11 protein-coding genes and 1 pseudogene are annotated in these 16,265 nt (G+C 65.9%); 3 read left to right on the plus strand and 9 right to left on the minus strand.

Annotated elements, in window-relative coordinates:
- Positions 1-3: 3 nt before the first annotated feature.
- Both ACRB8A_RS00750 and ACRB8A_RS00755 read left to right on the plus strand, forming a co-directional pair.
- Entirely contained in the window at positions 4-834 is an 831-nt protein-coding gene (locus ACRB8A_RS00750; RefSeq protein ID WP_285241186.1) for a carbohydrate ABC transporter permease, read from the plus strand.
- Positions 835-883: 49 nt separating this feature from the next.
- A complete protein-coding gene (locus ACRB8A_RS00755) occupies positions 884-1,888 on the plus strand; it encodes a LacI family DNA-binding transcriptional regulator (protein ID WP_432245382.1) in 1,005 nt (334 codons plus the stop codon).
- Positions 1,889-2,367: 479 nt separating this feature from the next.
- Here ACRB8A_RS00755 and ACRB8A_RS00760 read toward each other — a convergent pair whose 3' ends face one another.
- The 5 genes and pseudogenes from ACRB8A_RS00760 to ACRB8A_RS00780 all read right to left on the minus strand — a co-directional run bounded on the left by ACRB8A_RS00760 (position 2,368) and on the right by ACRB8A_RS00780 (position 10,194).
- Complete coding sequence (locus ACRB8A_RS00760) at positions 2,368-4,347, minus strand: bifunctional metallophosphatase/5'-nucleotidase (protein ID WP_432246075.1); 1,980 nt, start codon at positions 4,345-4,347, stop codon at positions 2,368-2,370.
- Positions 4,348-4,359: 12 nt separating this feature from the next.
- Positions 4,360-5,990: pseudogene (locus tag ACRB8A_RS00765) on the minus strand (choice-of-anchor I family protein); the annotation flags it as partial.
- A 212-nt stretch (positions 5,991-6,202) separates the two neighbouring features.
- Entirely contained in the window at positions 6,203-7,417 is a 1,215-nt protein-coding gene (gene fdhA / locus ACRB8A_RS00770) for a formaldehyde dehydrogenase, glutathione-independent (RefSeq protein ID WP_285241184.1), read from the minus strand.
- A gap of 66 nt (positions 7,418-7,483) precedes the next feature.
- Positions 7,484-8,893 (minus strand): ferredoxin reductase, encoded by a 1,410-nt coding sequence (locus ACRB8A_RS00775; RefSeq protein WP_285241183.1) that lies wholly within the window; start codon positions 8,891-8,893, stop codon positions 7,484-7,486.
- Positions 8,890-10,194: an aromatic ring-hydroxylating oxygenase subunit alpha gene (locus ACRB8A_RS00780; RefSeq protein WP_050687667.1), complete on the minus strand. Its 1,305-nt coding sequence runs from the start codon at positions 10,192-10,194 to the stop codon at positions 8,890-8,892. The genes ACRB8A_RS00775 and ACRB8A_RS00780 overlap by 4 nt, the downstream gene beginning before the upstream one ends.
- Before the next feature lie 160 nt (positions 10,195-10,354).
- Here ACRB8A_RS00780 and ACRB8A_RS00785 point away from each other — a divergent pair, with 160 nt between their 5' ends.
- Positions 10,355-11,287: a LysR family transcriptional regulator gene (locus ACRB8A_RS00785; RefSeq protein ID WP_285241182.1), complete on the plus strand. Its 933-nt coding sequence runs from the start codon at positions 10,355-10,357 to the stop codon at positions 11,285-11,287.
- Between the two features lie 81 nt (positions 11,288-11,368).
- On the opposite strand, the gene ACRB8A_RS00790 is transcribed toward ACRB8A_RS00785, so the two are convergent.
- The 4 genes from ACRB8A_RS00790 to ACRB8A_RS00805 all read right to left on the minus strand — a co-directional run bounded on the left by ACRB8A_RS00790 (position 11,369) and on the right by ACRB8A_RS00805 (position 16,258).
- A complete protein-coding gene (locus ACRB8A_RS00790) occupies positions 11,369-11,572 on the minus strand; it encodes a hypothetical protein (RefSeq protein ID WP_050687663.1) in 204 nt (67 codons plus the stop codon).
- Positions 11,573-11,650: 78 nt separating this feature from the next.
- Positions 11,651-13,678, minus strand: coding sequence for a BCCT family transporter (locus ACRB8A_RS00795; protein ID WP_285241181.1), 2,028 nt, complete (start codon positions 13,676-13,678; stop codon positions 11,651-11,653).
- 372 nt (positions 13,679-14,050) lie between these two features.
- A complete protein-coding gene (locus ACRB8A_RS00800) occupies positions 14,051-15,157 on the minus strand; it encodes a GTP pyrophosphokinase (protein WP_056600131.1) in 1,107 nt (368 codons plus the stop codon).
- Between the two features lie 54 nt (positions 15,158-15,211).
- Positions 15,212-16,258: a LacI family DNA-binding transcriptional regulator gene (locus ACRB8A_RS00805; RefSeq protein WP_285241180.1), complete on the minus strand. Its 1,047-nt coding sequence runs from the start codon at positions 16,256-16,258 to the stop codon at positions 15,212-15,214.
- Positions 16,259-16,265 lie beyond the last annotated feature (7 nt).

The following is a 16,265-nucleotide window of genomic DNA, read 5'->3' on the forward strand; positions in this document are numbered from 1 at the left end:
AAAATGCGCAAAAATCTTCGGGGCCTGTTCAAACACGTTGCACTGGTTCTGGCCGCGGGGCTCATGCTCTACCCTCTGCTATGGATGGTGGCCAGCTCGTTCCGCCCCGAAGCCCTGATCTTCCGGGACCCCTCGCTGATACCGACGGAAGTGGACACCAGCCACTACGCGGACGGATGGACCGCATTGGCCCATCCCTTCCACGTCTTCCTGGCCAACTCGGCGATCATCGTGGCGGGATCACTCCTGGGAAACCTGGTGACCTGCTCGATGGCCGCCTACGCCTTTGCCAAACTCGAGTTCCGCGGAAAGGGCCTGCTGTTTGGGGCACTGCTGCTTACCCTGATGCTCCCCATGCACGTGGTCCTGGTCCCGCAATACGTTTTGTTTTCCAACCTGGGCTGGGTCAACACCTACCTTCCCCTGATCATCCCCAAGTTCCTGGCCACAGACGCCTTCTTTGTGTTCCTCATGGTGCAGTTCTTCCGCGGACTGCCCAAGGAACTGGACGAAGCGGCAAGGCTGGACGGCGCTGGATACTGGCGGACCTACTTCCAGGTGATCCTGCCGCTGTCAGTCCCCGCCCTGGCCACCACGGCGATCTTCACCTTCATCTGGACCTGGAACGACTTCTTCGGACAACTCATCTACCTTACGAAGCCTGCATTGCAGACGGCACCCGTGGCGCTGCGCAACTTTGTGGATGCCACCAGCGGAGCCTCCTGGGGCTCCCTGTTCGCGATGTCCATCGTGACCCTCATCCCTGTCTTCGTTGTTTTCCTCGTCGGCCAGAAGTACTTGGTTAAGGGGATTGCGACGACGGGGCTGAAGTAGCAGGGCGCCGGCACCGCCCGCCGTGGTGCAGCCCCTAGACTCAGGAGTTATGGAATCCATCAGCGGGGCCCCTGGCCGCCGCACCACCATCGTGGATGTAGCCACGGCGGCGGGCGTCTCCAAGCAGACGGTCACCCGTGCCATGAACGACATGCCGGGAATCAAGGCCGAGACCAGGACCCGGATCCAGCAACTGGCCAAGGACCTTGGCTATGTTCCCAGCCGTTTCGCCAAAGGCCTCGCCCAGGGTGCGCAAACCTCTATTGGCCTCGCCATCCCCGGCCTCACCAACCCGTATTTCCCGGCGTTTATAGCCAGCGTCGTCGAGCAGGCGACAGAGCGGAACTGGCAGGTGGTGATCAGCGACTACGTGGACCGCGCCATGGGGCCGGTCTCCGCCGTCAGCCAGCTGGCGCCCCAGGTGGACGCCGTAATCGGCTACCTGGGCAACGAAACCGGCGCATCGCAGGAAATTCTTGGCCGGCGTCCGTTGGTACTGCTTGATCTGACGGGCAGCACCAGCGCCGGCGAGGTGTCCTTCGACTATGCGCACGCGGCCGCCCTGGCACTCGCCCACCTCGCAGGACGGGGTGTTAACCGGGTCGCATATCTGGATTATGTCCGCGATGGTGGATTGTCTGTCCGGGGTCAGGCTTTCGCCCGCCGGGCGGGGGAACTGGGAATGGCCACCACCTTCCTAAACGCAGAAGATTCCGCGGGCAGTGCGCGCGAGACCATCTCCGCTTACCTCGCCAAGGGCAACTCCCCCAAAGCAATCGTGACTTTTAATGACCTTATGGCTGCCGGGGCTATGAAGGCCCTCACTGCCGGCGGCAAGAATGTGCCCGGCGATTGCGCCGTCATCGGCATGGATGGAATCGCCCTGGGCGAGCTGCTCACACCTGAACTGACTACGCTGGCGCTGGACCTGCGCGAAGTTGGGGCCGTCGCGGTGCGGCTCGTGGAGCGGCTACTTGCAGGTGAACTACCCGCCGGGGCAGCTGAGTCGCGGGTGGTCCTGCAACACCACCTAGTGGTCAGGGAATCGGCCTAGGATCCGATGGACACCTCGGGATATGTCAATGGCGAAGGCCCTCAACTTAAGCACCCATTCAGAGAAGAACAGTCCTTCGAAGCTGGCAGCCTTCGCTTCCTGGTTTGTGCCCGTGCCGGTCTCGATCAGGTGGGCGGCATATCGCAGAACGCGTAGCTCGACGTCGGTGAACGCCCCAGGCTGCGATGGCGTCATCAGTCGCTTGCCGAACCCCTCTCTGAACTGCAAAAGCACAGTCTTCTGCAGGCCGCAGTTTCCCATCCAGCCGTAATTCCCTGCTTGTCGAACCGATAGCCGACGTTACGTAAAGTAAAAGTAATCCAAGCGCATTTGATCCAAGAAATACTTTCTCTGCGCCAATGCTTTGCGGCTTCACGTGCTGCGTGCTGCGTGCTTCGAACTGGCCACAACACAACGGCGCCCGGACTCCGTCAAGGAAGCCGGGCGCCGTCATTGGAACCGGTAGGAACTGCCTAGAATCAGCTGTCCGCGGCCATTGGAGCGGTCCGCCGGCGGCGGATGACCACCAGCAGTCCGCCGAGCAGCGCCAGCAGGAGGCCCACCCCGGCCAGCGTCAGGGTGGCCCCAGTGGTTGCCAGGTTGCCGGTCAGGTTGGCATCGCTGGTGCCATTGCCCGCGTTCCCGCCGTCGGTCCCGCCATTGCCTGCGCCTGGAACAACCGTGCCGTCGCCCGGCACAACCGTCCCGTCGCCCGGAACAACGGTGCCGCCGTCGCCTGACCCGTTGCCGCCGTCGGGAATGTCCGCGGCCAGGATGGCGCGGCCCAGCGGCGCCGGTTCAACCACGGGGTGCGCTTCGAAGTACTGGACCGTGGCAACCAGGTCGCTCTGCCCCGTGTCCGTGACGCGCCCGCCCTGGGCGAAGGTGGTGAAGTTGTCGCCGCCGGCGGCCAGGAAGGAGTTGGTCACCACGCGGAAGACGTCCCCGTCCGCCACGGCCTTGCCGGCGAACGCCACGGAGACCACGTGGCTGCCGCGCGCTGCCGCCGGGTCATAGACGTAGCTCAGCCCGTCGGAGATGCCCAGGTGCAGCTTGGGCCGGGACGAGCCATCCGGCTGCCACTGCTCTTCCAGGATGGCCTTGAGCTGGGCCCCGGTCAGGTCCAGCGTCACCAGCGTGTTGCCGAACGGCTGCACCGCCGCGACGTCCTTGTAGGTCAGCACGCCGTTGGTGCCGTAGAGCAGGTCTGCGCGGAGCCCGCCCGGGTTCATGATGGCGATCTGGGCCGCCTCGCCGGCGAATGACTCGTTGGACGTGGCCCAAAGCTGGATGTCCGCAGCCAGGTTGCCCAGCGATGATTCCACGCCGCGGTCAGAGCCGTTGGTGCCGCCGCGGAGGATGTCCGCGGTAATGGAACCGACTTCGACGGCGCCGGCCACCTCCGCCTGCGCTGCCGCCTTGGCCACGGTCTCCGCCACGGTGGCGAGGGGTTCGAACGCCCCGACGATCTGGGCGTCATCCCCTTCGCCGACGGTGGTGGTCAGGGACAACAGTCCGCCGGCCAGGGAGACGATGTCCTTGGTCGTCGGATCCACTTCGATGGTCAGCTGGTCCAGGGTGGTGCCGTACTGGTGTGCCTGCAGGACCGGGCGCTCCAGACCGGTGTTGCCCTTGACCGGGAAGGAGCAGGCGTAGGACTGGTGCGTGTGCCCGGACAGGATCGCATCGATGTCGGGGGAGGAGTCCCGGACGAGCTCGCCGTAGGTGGTGTCCTCGGCCGCGATGGCTGCGCAGTCACTGCCTGCTGACCCGTCGTGGGCCAGCAGCACAATCACGTCGGCCTCGCCGTTTGCCGCGTCGCCGTCCGAGAGGTTGCGGGCCACGCGGTTTGCGGCGGCTGTCTGGTTCCCGAACTCGATGCTTTCGATGCCGTCCGGTGAGACCAGCGCGGCGGTCTGCTCGGTCACGGTGCCGATGAAGGCGACCTGCACACCATCAACCTCCCGGATCGCGTACTCCTTCAGCGCCGGCGTTTCGGTGCCCTTGAGGTAGACGTTGGCGCCCAGCGCGAAGTCGGCGGCTTCCGCGCCCGATGCGGGGTCGCCCGCGGCTGCGGCGTAGCGGGGGATAACGCGGTCGGTGAGGTCGGCGAAGCCGGCATCGAATTCATGGTTTCCGACGGCGGACACGTCCAGCCCGGCCTGGGCCAGCGCATCGATGGTGGGGTTGTCCTGCTGGGAGAAGGAGGTGAATGTCGACGCGCCGATGTTGTCGCCGGCTGAAACGAACAGCGTGTTCGGGTTTTTGTCCTTCAATGCCGTGACGGCACCGCCCAGGACGGCGGCGCCTGCTTCAGCGCCGTTTGCTTCGATACGGCCGTGGAAGTCGTTGATGCCCAGGACCTGGATGGTGGTGGTGTCCTTCGGCTCCCCAACCCCCAGCCCGTCGATGCCGAACAGGGTGGTGGTCCCGGAGACCTCGTTCCCGACGGCGAGCATCGGCTTACCGGTGGGGGAATCCCCGGCGGGGATGAAGGCCAGGCCTTCGGGACCCAGGTCGCCCGCGGCACCAAGCGTGTCCACGCCGTCGTCCTCGACCGAGACGGCGAAATCACGGTTGTTCACGTACGTCACGAACGTGCTGTCCTCGGGGGTGGAGATGTCGTAGACGGCGACGCCGCCCACGCGTTCGAAGCCGACAAACGCGTAGGTCCGGCCGCCCACCTCGCCGATCGCCAGGTTCTCCGGTTCGGGTCCTTGTCGTCCGAGCGCCCTTCAAGGTTCGATTCGGAGTGGTTTGAGTTGAAGAACTCCGGGTTGGCGGCGTGGCTGATCCGCTCGAAGTCGTCGCCGGAGTCGAAAACCTGCCGCCCGTCGGTGGTCCAGATGGAGAAGGAGCGGGAGCCGAACGAATACAGTTCCCCGTAGCAGTCACCGGCGGCACCCAGGCCGGTGGCGGTGGTGACGGTGAGCCGGCCCAGGTCGCCGTCAGCGGTCAGGTCAGCCAGCGGGCTGTCTGCGCAGATTGGTGCCAGGCCGTCCTTGCCGAGGTCCTTGACCCGGGCGCCTTCCACGTAGTCGCCCCATTCGCGGGCATCGCCCTCGTTGGCAGTCACTAGGTAGGTGGCGCCGCCGGCGGTGTAGGCGTTGATCCCGTCGGGCATGTACATGCCGTTGAGGCCCTCGAAGGTGCGGATGTTGAACGCCGGGGCGTCTTCGGGGTCGCGGTCCGAGGCGTCGAGTCCCTGGCCTTCAAGGCCGTGGTCCTTAAAGCCAAGCGGCCAGACGTCCTCCACCGTTGCGGTGGCCAGGTCCACCACGGCCACAGCGTTGGCTTCCTGCAGCGCGGCGTAGGCTTTGCCGCCGTCGATCGCGATGTATTCGGGTTCGAGATTGCGGGATACCGGGTGGTCGGCGCCGTGTGGGGCGGGGCCGAAGACGCGGACGTCCGCCGGCAGGGTTTTCGTCCCGCCGGCCTCGAAGGCGTGGAAGGTGGCGGTGCGGACAGCGGACTGGGCGGGTGCCGCCAGGCCGGTGGGAAGGGCGACGACGGAGACGGAACCTTCGGGGTCCACCGTGAAGTCGTCCGAGGGTTCGCCCTCGTTTGCGACGACGGCGCGGCTGCCGTCCTTGGCGATGGTGACCATGTCCGGAAGGGCTCCCACCGTGACCCGGCCGAGGGCGACGGGGGCGTCGGCGGTGGCGTCGAAGAAGAGCAGGGAGCCGGCGTCGGTCTTGGTGGGTGCCTCCAGGGCTATGGTGCCCAGGCCATCGGCGCGGATGGCGACGGAGTTGGCCACCCCGCCGCCGGCGTCGCCGATCGAGAAGAGCTTTTTGGGGGCCGACGGGTCTGCGATGTCCAGGACATCCACGACGGCGGCCTGCGCGTTGACCACAAACAGCCGCTGGGTGGCCGCGTGGTAGGCCACGATTTCCGCCGCGGACTCATCAAACTGGCCGGTTTCATAGGACCCGAGGGCCGTCAGCGAAAGGGCTGAGCCGGTGGCCGGGTACGTGATGGGCGAGGGGACGACGGCGGCCGAGGCCCCCGGTGCCACGACGCAGGATGCTGCGAACGTGAGCGCTGCAGAAGCCACCACGGCACGGGCAAGCCCGCGTGGTGCGCGTCTGGATATCGGCATGGGTTCTCCCAGGAAAGGACGAGTGATACGTCCTGTCTAACCACGCCAGGCGACCGGAGGGTGAACGGCGGGTGTCCGGGGCTCCGGATGGGTACCGGTCCAGGGGTCTCGGGAGGCAGGGAGCAAAGCAGAAAAGGGAGGGCGCCCAGGGTGCCCTCCCTCTCCTGCGCTGACCAGCCGGAATGGACGGTCAGCAGTGGTACATCCGTGACTTAGTTGCTGAGGTAGCCGTTCGGATCGAGGACGTACTTCGTGGCGGCGCCGGCATCGAATTCGGCGTAGCCCCGCGGTGCGTCCTCAAGCGGGATCGAGGTGGCGTTGACGGCCTTGGCGATCTGGATCCGGTCGTGCAGGATGGCCATCATCAGCTGGCGGTTGTACTTCATTACGGGGCACTGGCCGGTGGTGAAGGACAGCGACTTGGCCCAGCCGGTACCCAGCGACAATGACAGGGAGCCCTTCCGGGCTGCCTCGTCCGAGGCGCCGGGGTCCCCGGTGACGTAGAGGCCGGGAATGCCCACGGACCCGCCGGCTGCGGTGAGGTCCATCAGCGAGTTCAGGACGGTGGCCGGTGCTTCGGCGGCGCCGTGGCCATGGCCGCGGGCCTCGAAGCCGACGGCATCGATGCCGGAATCGACTTCCCGGACGCCGAGCAGCTGCTCGATCTGGTCGGCCGGGTCGCCGTCGGCAACGTTGACGGTTTCGCAGCCAAAGGAGCGGGCCTGGGCCAGGCGGTCCGCATTGAGGTCGCCCACGATGACCACTGCAGCACCGAGGAGCTGGGCGCTCGCTGCTGCGGCAAGGCCTACGGGTCCGGCGCCGGCGACGTAGACGGTGGAGCCGACGCCGACCCCGGCGGTGACGGCGCCGTGGAAGCCGGTGGGCAGGATGTCGGAGAGCATGGTCAGGTCCATGATTTTTTCCAGGGCCTGGTCCCGGTTCGGGAACCGCAGCAGGTTCCAGTCGGCGTAGGGCACCAGGACGTATTCGGCCTGGCCGCCCACCCAGCCGCCCATGTCCACGTAGCCGTAGGCGGAGCCGGGACGGTCCGGGTTCACGTTCAGGCAGATCCCGGTTTTGCCCTCTTTGCAGTTCCGGCAGCGGCCGCAGGAGATGTTGAAGGGGACCGAGACGATGTCGCCCACCTTGATGAACTCAACGTCGGGCCCGGTCTCGATGACCTCGCCCGTGATCTCGTGTCCCAGGACAAGTCCGGCGGGGGCCGTAGTGCGCCCGCGCACCATGTGCTGGTCCGACCCGCAGATGTTGGTGCTTACGGTGCGCAGGATGACCCCGTGCGGGACCTTGCGGCCCACATTGACGGGATTGACGCCGGGCCCGGCCTGCAGTTCAAAGGTGGGGTACGGGGTATCGATGATTTCAACGATTCCCGGTGCCTTGTACGCAACGGCTTTGTTACCTGTCATTGAATGGCTCCTATGGTTGGCGGTCTGTGGTTCAGGTGTGCAGCGGGGAACGGCAGCGGGGAACGGCTAGGCATCGATCACCATGTCGGTCTGCGCGGTGGAGCAGCAGGGCAGGAACTTGCCGGCATCGATTTCACGGGCCCGGATGCCGCCCTGGTGGTTCATCTCCACTTCCCCTGAAAGTTTGACCACCTTGCAGGACCCGCACATGCCTTCCTTGCAGTTCGCGCCGATCCTGACCCCGGCCCGCTGGGCCACCCCCAGGATGTGCTCGGTGGGGTCGATCCGGACGTTGATGCCGGTGCGCATGAAGGACAGGGTGAGGCTGCCGGTTCCCACGGTGTCGAAGCTTGAGGCGTCAGGTGACGCGGCCTGCGGTTCCTGGCTGGCGCCGCCGTCGTTCGTCGAGGCCCCGTCCCGGTCCACGGTTTCCAGCTGCAGCCCCGTGGCCTCCAGGGTGCCATCGGCGTCGTAGCCGGGTTCGTAGAGTCCGAATGCCGCGGGCTGGCCCTCGTAGTAGACCTCGGCGGAATCGGCGATTTCCTCCGCGATTTCCTCCGCGATGTCCGCCGCCAGCGCGAGCTCCGCCTGGTATTCGAGGAGGGTCTGGCGATCCCCCGTGAAGAACTCCATGTAGATGGAGGTGTCATCCACGCCCACCTTGCCCAGAAGCTCGGTGGCCGTGTTCAGGTAACCCTCGGGACCGCAGGCGTAGACCTGCCGGCCGTTGGCGTCGGGTGCCACCTCGTCGAGCATTGCCGCTGTCAGCCGTCCGCTGAGCCCTTCCCAGCCCTCCGGCTTGTTGCGGTCGCCCAGCGAGTAGAAGATCTTGACGCGGGAGTCCACGGAGGCGATGTAGGCCAGCTCCCGGTGGAAGGCAAAGCCGCCGGCCTCCGCGCCGTGGTACAGCACCACAACGTCGGCATGTCCGGGCAGCGAGTGGATGGTCCGCAGCATCGACATGATGGGCGTGATGCCTGCGCCGGCGGCGAGCAGCAGGTACCTGGCCCGCCGGTCGGCGTCGGGCAGGTGGAAGGCGCCAACGGGTCCCAGCATGTCCAGGACGGTGCCGGGTTTGACGTTTTCGTGCACCCACGGTGAAACCAGCCCGGTGGGGTCGGCTTTGACGGTGATGTTGAAGGTCCACGGTTCCGTGGGCGAACTGGACAGCGAGTAGCTGCGGTCCACCGGGTCCTGGTCCGCACCGTTCACGGGGAAGGCGATGTTCACGTACTGGCCCGCGCGGAACGCCAGGGGCGCACCGTCGCAGCGGCGGAACACGAAGGTCATCATGCCGCCCGCCTCGGGAACGGTCTCGACGCATTCGGCCATGAACTCCTGGGGATGCCACGGGCCCAGGGCGCGGGCGGCTCCAGCGGGTCCGTCGGTGGTTCCCATCACCCTGTTCCACGGCATTTCAAGACCGCGAATACGCTGTGGTTCCTGAATGGCCGCCTCAGGGAGGAGCTCAATCATGCCAAGTGCTCCTGAACACGCTGCACGTACCAGTTGATGAATGCCTCGACCTGGTATTCGCTCTTCATGTACGGGCCAGGCTGGTAGGCGGGGCTGCCGGCACCCTTCTGGCACAGTTCCACAAACGCCTTGTCCTGCAGGTTGGTCTGCTCCCAGGTGTAGGTGAGTTTCGCCAGGTCGTAGTCAACGCCTTCCACGGCGTCGTCAGCGACGAGCCAGGTGGTGCGCACCAGCGTCTGGTGCTCGTTGACCGGGAAGACACCGAACGTGATGACATGGTCGCTCTGGAAGTGGAACCAGCTGTTGGGCTGCAGGTGCATCGAGCAGCGGCCCAGGCGGAAGTCCCGGAGGTCGCCCAGCAGCTTCTTGGAGAGCCGGCGGCCGTCGGGCGAGAAGGACTCGCCTTCGCCGTCGAGCGATTCCCGGGAGATGCGGATTCCCGCGATGCGGGTATCGAGTTCCTCGACGACCTCGTAGGGCAGGCCGTACCGGCGGCAACGCTCCTCCAGGGAGGACTGGGCTTCCTTGTTGCGGTCCCAGACTTCCTCGAGGTGCGCCGGGATCAGGCCTTCGGTCAGGCCCCAGGTGGGGAAGAGGGAGCAGGCGAGTTCCGGGTGGCCGTCACAGTGGTAGCACTCACGGTTGTTCTCCATGACGAGCTTCCAGTTGCCCTCTTCGATGATGTTCTGCTGGTAGGCGATTTTCGTCTTCGCCAGATCGTGGGGCGCGAGGTAGGGCTCGAAGATTTTCCCGGTTTCGTCGAAATCAGTCGGGGGTTCATCGGCGATGCAGACGAAGATGAGTCCCGCGAACTCGCGGCTGTGGGCGCGTTTGAGGCCGAAGCAGCCCTTGTCGAACTTCGTTTCGCCCGGTGCGGAGGCGTGGATCAGGTCGCCGCTGGGGGCGTAGGTCCAGGAGTGGTAGCCGCACACCAGGTTCCCCGTGGTGCCGGCGGGTTCGGTCAGGACGCGGGCGCCGCGGTGGCGGCACACGTTGTGCAGCACGTTCACGCCGCCGTCGTCATTGCGGAGCACGATCAGCGAGTAGGGGCCGTAGTCGACGGTGACGTAGTCGCCCGGCTCCGGCAGCTCGGCGACGCTGGCTGCAAAGATCCAGTGCTGGCCGAAAATGGCCTGCATGTCAATGTTGAAAATCGTCGGGTCTGTGTAGAACGGGGCGTCGAGGGAGTATCCCGTGCGCCGGAACTCGAACAACTCGGTGATCTCCGCCAGCTGCGCTGCAGGCAAGGACGATGCGAGTTTTCCGCGGGAATTGAGGGGCAGGCTCACAGGAGCAGTCATGTGTTTCCTCCGGGGAAGGCTGGGTAAAGGTGCGGTTTGTTAGAGCCGCGGGGTGGATGGCGCCAACCGGCGTTTTCAAAAGCGTGTAATCACGAGATTAGGGATCATCGACCTGCTACAAAAGCGCAAGATTCTGGAGGGGACCGTGCACAATGGGTGCATGATCGATCCAAGGCTCATCACCCTTCGTGTGTTCGCCCGCTGCGGCACCGTAGGGGCAACCGCGGAGCTCACGGGCTACTCGCCTTCTGCCGTGTCCGCGCAATTGCGGGAGCTCCAGCGGGTGCTTGGCATGCAGCTGCTGACGAAGGACGGCAGGGGGGTGCGGCTGACCGCCACGGGCCGCTATCTGGTGGCGGGATCCGACGCAATCATTGCGGAATGGGAGGCTTTGCGGGCTGCCGCCATGGAGGCCGGCGACCAGATACCAAGTCGTTTTGGACTCGGCGGATTCTCGACGGCGGCAGCCCAGTTGCTTGCGCCGCTGGCCGCCACGCTGCGCTCCACCCGCCCCCTGCTGGAGGTGCAGGTCCTCGAGGCCAACCCGTCCCGGTGCTTCGACTTGCTGGTTGCGGAGCGGATCGATCTGGCCGTCATAGTGGCGATGCAAGCCGACACATACGGTGAGGACGATCCGCGTTTCGAGCAGACCGTCCTGCTCGACGATCCGCTGGACGTGATCGTCCCTTCCACCCATCCGTTGGCGTCGCGGGAAACGGTGACGCTCGAAGAACTTGCGTCCGAGCCGTGGATCACCGAGGCCGCAGGTTCCACGTACCACGCCCTGTTCACCGCGGCATTCACCGCGGTGGGGGTGACCCCACGGATTGCCCATGAGGCCGTGGAATGGGAAACCCAGATCGCTTTTGTGGGCGCGGGCCTGGGTGTGGGGCTGCTGCCGCGGCTGGCACCCCTGCGCAACGCAGAAAATGTGACCCGGCTGCGGATTACCGGCAAGGGGAAACCCGTGCGCCGCATCATCGCCGCGGTCCGCAAGGGCAGCATCGCCTCGCCCCTGATCCAGGAGTCCCTCGGAATCCTCCAGGTCACAGCCAACCGGATCCTCACCGCCCGGCCGGAAGACGAAAACTAGGCCCTGGTCAGCCGTGCCGAATTGAGGGCACGGCTGAGCGGTCCAGGACTGGAGTGCCCTGGACCGCTCAGTGGAGAACTCTTAAGGCTGACGGGAAAAGCGGGAACCGAGATCGCTGTCGACGTACGAGCCGGGACGGGTCCCGGTGGTGTGCTGGCAGTTGCAGCCGCCATCGAGCTGCAGGCGGACGGTCACGGGAGTTGCGGACTCCAACCGGACGTCGACGAAGTCTTTTCCGTCGGTGCTGACCCGGAGAACCTGTTCGGGGACGTTGAGCTGGGACATGGGGTTTGCCTTTGCTGGGGATGGGGAGGGTGGGTCCAGGCGGCACGGGCCGGGGGAAGCCGTGTGCCGCCTGGGGTGTTACTGACTGTTTTGCTGACCGGTTCCGGACTGGGTGCCCACTGCAGGGATGCTCCCCGTGGGAGTTCCGCCCTGGCAGTCAGTCTCGGGGCAGTTTTCGCCGCATTCGTGGCGGGTGACGAGGTCGAATTGGATGCCGCGGTGTTGTTCGACGCCGGTGCGGATGGCGCGTTCGACGACGGAGGTGGCGAGGCGGCGGTGGAGGGAGAGGGGGTCGCGGCGGAGGTCTTTGGCGAGGGCTATGCAGAGGAGGAGCATGACGATGACGAAGGGTAGTGCTGCGACGATGGTGATGCGTTGGAGTCCGGCGAGGGCTTCGGAGGGGACGTCGCCGCCGGCGAGGAGCATGACGGCTGCGACGGCGCCGGTGAGGCAGCCCCAGAAGATGACGATGGGTCGGCGGGGGTGTTCGGCGCCGTTGGAGCTGAGGGATCCCATGACGATGGAGGCTGCGTCGGCGCCGGTGATGAAGAAGATTGCCACGAGGACCATGGCGAGGATGATGACGGCGGCGGTGGCCCAGTCGGGCATGCTGAGGTTTTTGACGAGGTCGAAGAGGGAGCCGTCGAAGTTGATGGAGGGGCTGCCGTTGACCATGGTGACCAGGCCGGGGGTGTTGTTTGTGTCGGCTTGTTGTTGGATGTTGATGGCGGCGCCGCCGAAGATGGCGAACCAGATGACGCTGACGACGCTGGGGACCAGGAGGACGCCGGTGACGAATTGGCGGATGGTGCGGCCGCGGCTGATGCGGGCGATGAAGAGGCCTACGAAGGGTGTCCAGGAGATCCACCAGGCCCAGTAGAAGATGGTCCAGCCGGAGAGCCAGGTGCGCAGGGCGTCATCGCCGACGGCTTCGGTGCGGGAGGACATTTCGGCGAGGTCCCGGACGTAGTCGCCGACGGCGGAGGGGATGAGGTTCAGGATGAACAGGGTGGGTCCGACGAGGAACACGATGAGTGCCAGGACGACGGCGAGGATCATGTTGATGTTGGAGAGCCATTGGATGCCGCGGCTGATGCCGGAGACGGCGGAGGCGACGAAGCACAGGGTCAGGATGGCGACGATGACCACGAGGACGGGGGTGCCGATTTGTCCGAACCAGCCGTTGGAGGTCATGCCGCTGCCGATTTGCAGGGCGCCCAGGCCCAGGGACGCGGCGGTGCCGAAGAGGGTGGCGAAGATGGCGAGGATGTTGATGAATTTACCGACGGGGCCTTCGACGACCCTGACGCCGAAGAGTGAGGTGAAGGCGACGGAGATCAGTTGCCGGCGGCCCAGGCGGTAGGTGCCGTAGGCCATGGCGATGCCGACCACTGCGTACATGGCCCAGGGGTGCAGGGTCCAGTGGAAGATTGAGGTGGCCATGGCGGTCTGGATGGCGGCGGGGGTGCGGCCGTCCACGGTCCCGGGCGGGGGCGAGACGTAGTGGTAGAGCGGTTCGGCGACGCCGTAGAACATCAGGCCGATGCCCATGCCGGCGGCGAACATCATGGCGACCCAGGACACGGTCCGGAATTCGGGTTTCTCCCCGTCCTTGCCCAGGGGGATGTTCCCGAATTTGCCCATCGCGAGCCACAGGACGAAGACGACGAACAGGGAGGCCAGGAGCATAAAGAGCCACCCGGTGTACTCCATCACCCAGTTCAGGGCGCTCGTTGAGCTGGCGGACAGGCTGTCCCGCCCCACAAAGCCCCAGACCACAAACGCAATCGCAATCGCGCCCGTGATGCCAAAAGTGACCTTATCCAGGGTGAGTTTATGGTTGCGGCGGTCCGCAACGGCCCGCTCAGTCCTGGCGCTGCGCAGCTCCTCCATGATCTGCGCGTACTCGCCGGCTTCCGGCAGGGTGGTCGCGACTTCCTCCGGGTCGAGGACAGCGGGGTTGGTGTCTGCTTCGCTGGAGACAGCAACTGCCGGCGGGGTTGTGCGGGAAATTTCGCGTTCTTCGCGGCGGGAGGATTTTGCCGGCGTGGTATCGGCAGGAAACTCCTCGGGCGGATGGGATTTTAAGTCACTATCAAAAGCCATGAGCGGGTCCTTTTGCTCGGAGAGGCATGGGCGTGCGGTCTGGCAGGCCCTCGGAGGTCGGCGCGGACGGGAGGTTGGGGGCCTCGTCCGGTGCGGTGACCTTGGTGTTGCCGTCGACGATTTGCACTTCGTGGGTGCGTACCGGCAGTTCGGCCGGCGATGCGGCGAGAATTGATATGTTTAAATTACCTAGAGAGATATATCAGTGAAGTGTAGGGCAGGACCGGTTGGGTGTCCAGAGTTTTTTCGTGCCCGTGCATCCCACTGAACGCATTGGCGCGCGGGGACGCACCCGCACGCCCGCATGGACGGGCGGCATGCGGCCTTGATCCGGAGGATGCCGGTGGGTCCCGAGGCGGATCCCGCAGGTTTCTAGGCCTGCGTGAGCCGGTACCGTTCGATTTGCTTGAGCCGGCGCTGGAGGCTGTCGCGCCGCGGGTGGGGGATGGTGTCCGGTGATTCCGCGGTGAGGTCGATGTGCTTGGTGCCGTACTGCCAAAGCAGCAGGTCATCCAGCAGCCGGTCCGGACCGGGGGAGTAGCGGTGGTCAAGGGCTTTGCGGACCTCGGTGATCCGGTTGGCGCTCAGCAGCCCCGCCAGCTGGACAGTCTGGTTGAGCCCGTGCGCTGCCATCAGTTCGGCGGCCCAGCCCCAGTCGTCGTCCACCTTGCGGTCCACGTGCGGCAACAGCGTACGCCACACGTCGCGGATCCGGTTGGGCGTCAGCGGGGCAGCCCCTTCGCCCTCCAGGTCCCAGAAGCTGCGGACCTGCTCGTAGCTCTCGTTGAGCTCCGAGAACGCTGTCTCCACGGTTTCCAGCATGGCTGCCGTGGCCGTGAACTGCCGGTCGAACTGCGGCGTCCACGCGCGCGGATCCTCCGCCTTGAAGCGGATGTCGTGCTCGATCTCGCTCCAGGCGTGGGCGAAGACGGTGCGGATTTGGCATTCGAAGAAGTAGCTGCCGTTGGGCTGGGCTTCCGGGTTGAATGCCTGCTGGTATTCCTTGACGGACTCGTTCTGGATGGTCCGCAGGATCAGGTGCCGGCTGGAATAGCCGTAGGTGCCGGACTCAATGGAGCCGATGTCCTTTTCCCGGTCGCCGCGGCAATCAAACAGCTGGCGCTGGCGCTTGATCAGGTTGGCCACCGCGGCATTCTCCGCCGGCAGCTTGGTGATCACCCGGATGCCCACCATGTCGTTCAGGGTGCGGAACGGGTCCGGGAACTTCAGGACGGGCGGGCCGCCAGGCTCCAGCGGCTCCTCAATCCGCGAGATCTTCTCCCGGAACGACGCCACCGTTTTGGTCCGCCCGGTGACGAACAGCGGTGTGACGTCCGTGTCCTTGAGCATGTCGCGGAGGGTCAGCAGGACATCCCTGGTGACCAGTTTCAGGGCCGGCCGGACGCGCGTGTAGATCTCCACGTTCTGTTCCACGGATTCGCGGAGCGTGGCGTCCAGGTTTTCCCAGTTACTCGGCATGGTCTTAGCTTACGGCGGGGCTGTGACATCCCAAGGCGCCGCCGCGGCGTGCAGTTAATCCGCGGCAGCGGACGTGGAACCACGCACCACCAGGGAGCTCTCCAGCGTCACCTCGGACTGCACCAGGGCCTCACCCTGCATCAGCCGGCGCAGCTGCGCGCCGGCTTCCAGTCCAAGGGGTGCGGCGGGCAGATGGACGCTGGTCAGGCCGGGATTGCTGGTGGCCGAGTAGGGCAGGTCGTCAAAACCCGCCACGGCCAGCTCGCCGGGGATGTCCACCCCGGCCACGCGCGCCTCCTGCAGCACGCCGTAGGCATGGGTATCGGTTCCGCAGACGACGGCGGTCACCCCCTCCCGCTGCCACTGCGTCCACGAGGTGGCGAAAGCGGCCGCGGCAGCGCCGACGTCGATGGTGGTGGCGATGATGCCGTCCGCGGGGGTGCTGATGCCCAGCGCGGCAGCCTCGGTGAGGAACGCCCTGCGCCGGACGGCGAACGTGTCCGTGCCGGTCACACTGTCCACGTAGGCCACTTTTCGGTGCCCCTGGGCGGCCAGGTGGGCAGCAAGCTGGCGGGCGCCATGGGCCACGTCAAGGTTCACGGCCGGTGCGAACTCCGCCAGGCCCGGTGCGTCCAGCAGCACCAGTGGGCCGGCTGCTGACAGGTCCGCCAGGAAGTCCGCGTTGGGTGCGTCCACCAGGAGCCCGGCCGGACGCAGCGACATCAGCCGCCGCACGTCGTCGGCCTTGGGGAACCGTCCCGAGTCCGTCACCGAAAGCAGCAGCTGGTAGTCCGGACCGAGGGACTCGCGGACGCCGCTGATCACCTTTGCAAAGAACGGGTTGGAGATGTCAGGGGCCACCAGGATCACGATCGAGCTGACACCCCTGGCCAGCGAACTGCCGATCCCGTCCACCACATAGCCCAGCTCGGAGATGGCCTCGCGGACCCGGGTGATGTTGTCCCCGGAAACCCGGCCTGCGGTTTTGCCGTTGGCCACCAGCGACACCGTGGCCACCGAAACCCCCGCCCGCTCCGCCACCATGGCGGCAGTGATCCGGCGCGGCCGCGCGGGTTGCTGCACCTGCTCTGCCGAATCCATCCCTCGA

The organism is Arthrobacter sp. G.S.26 (genome assembly GCF_050847375.1).
Lineage (GTDB): Bacteria > Actinomycetota > Actinomycetes > Actinomycetales > Micrococcaceae > Arthrobacter.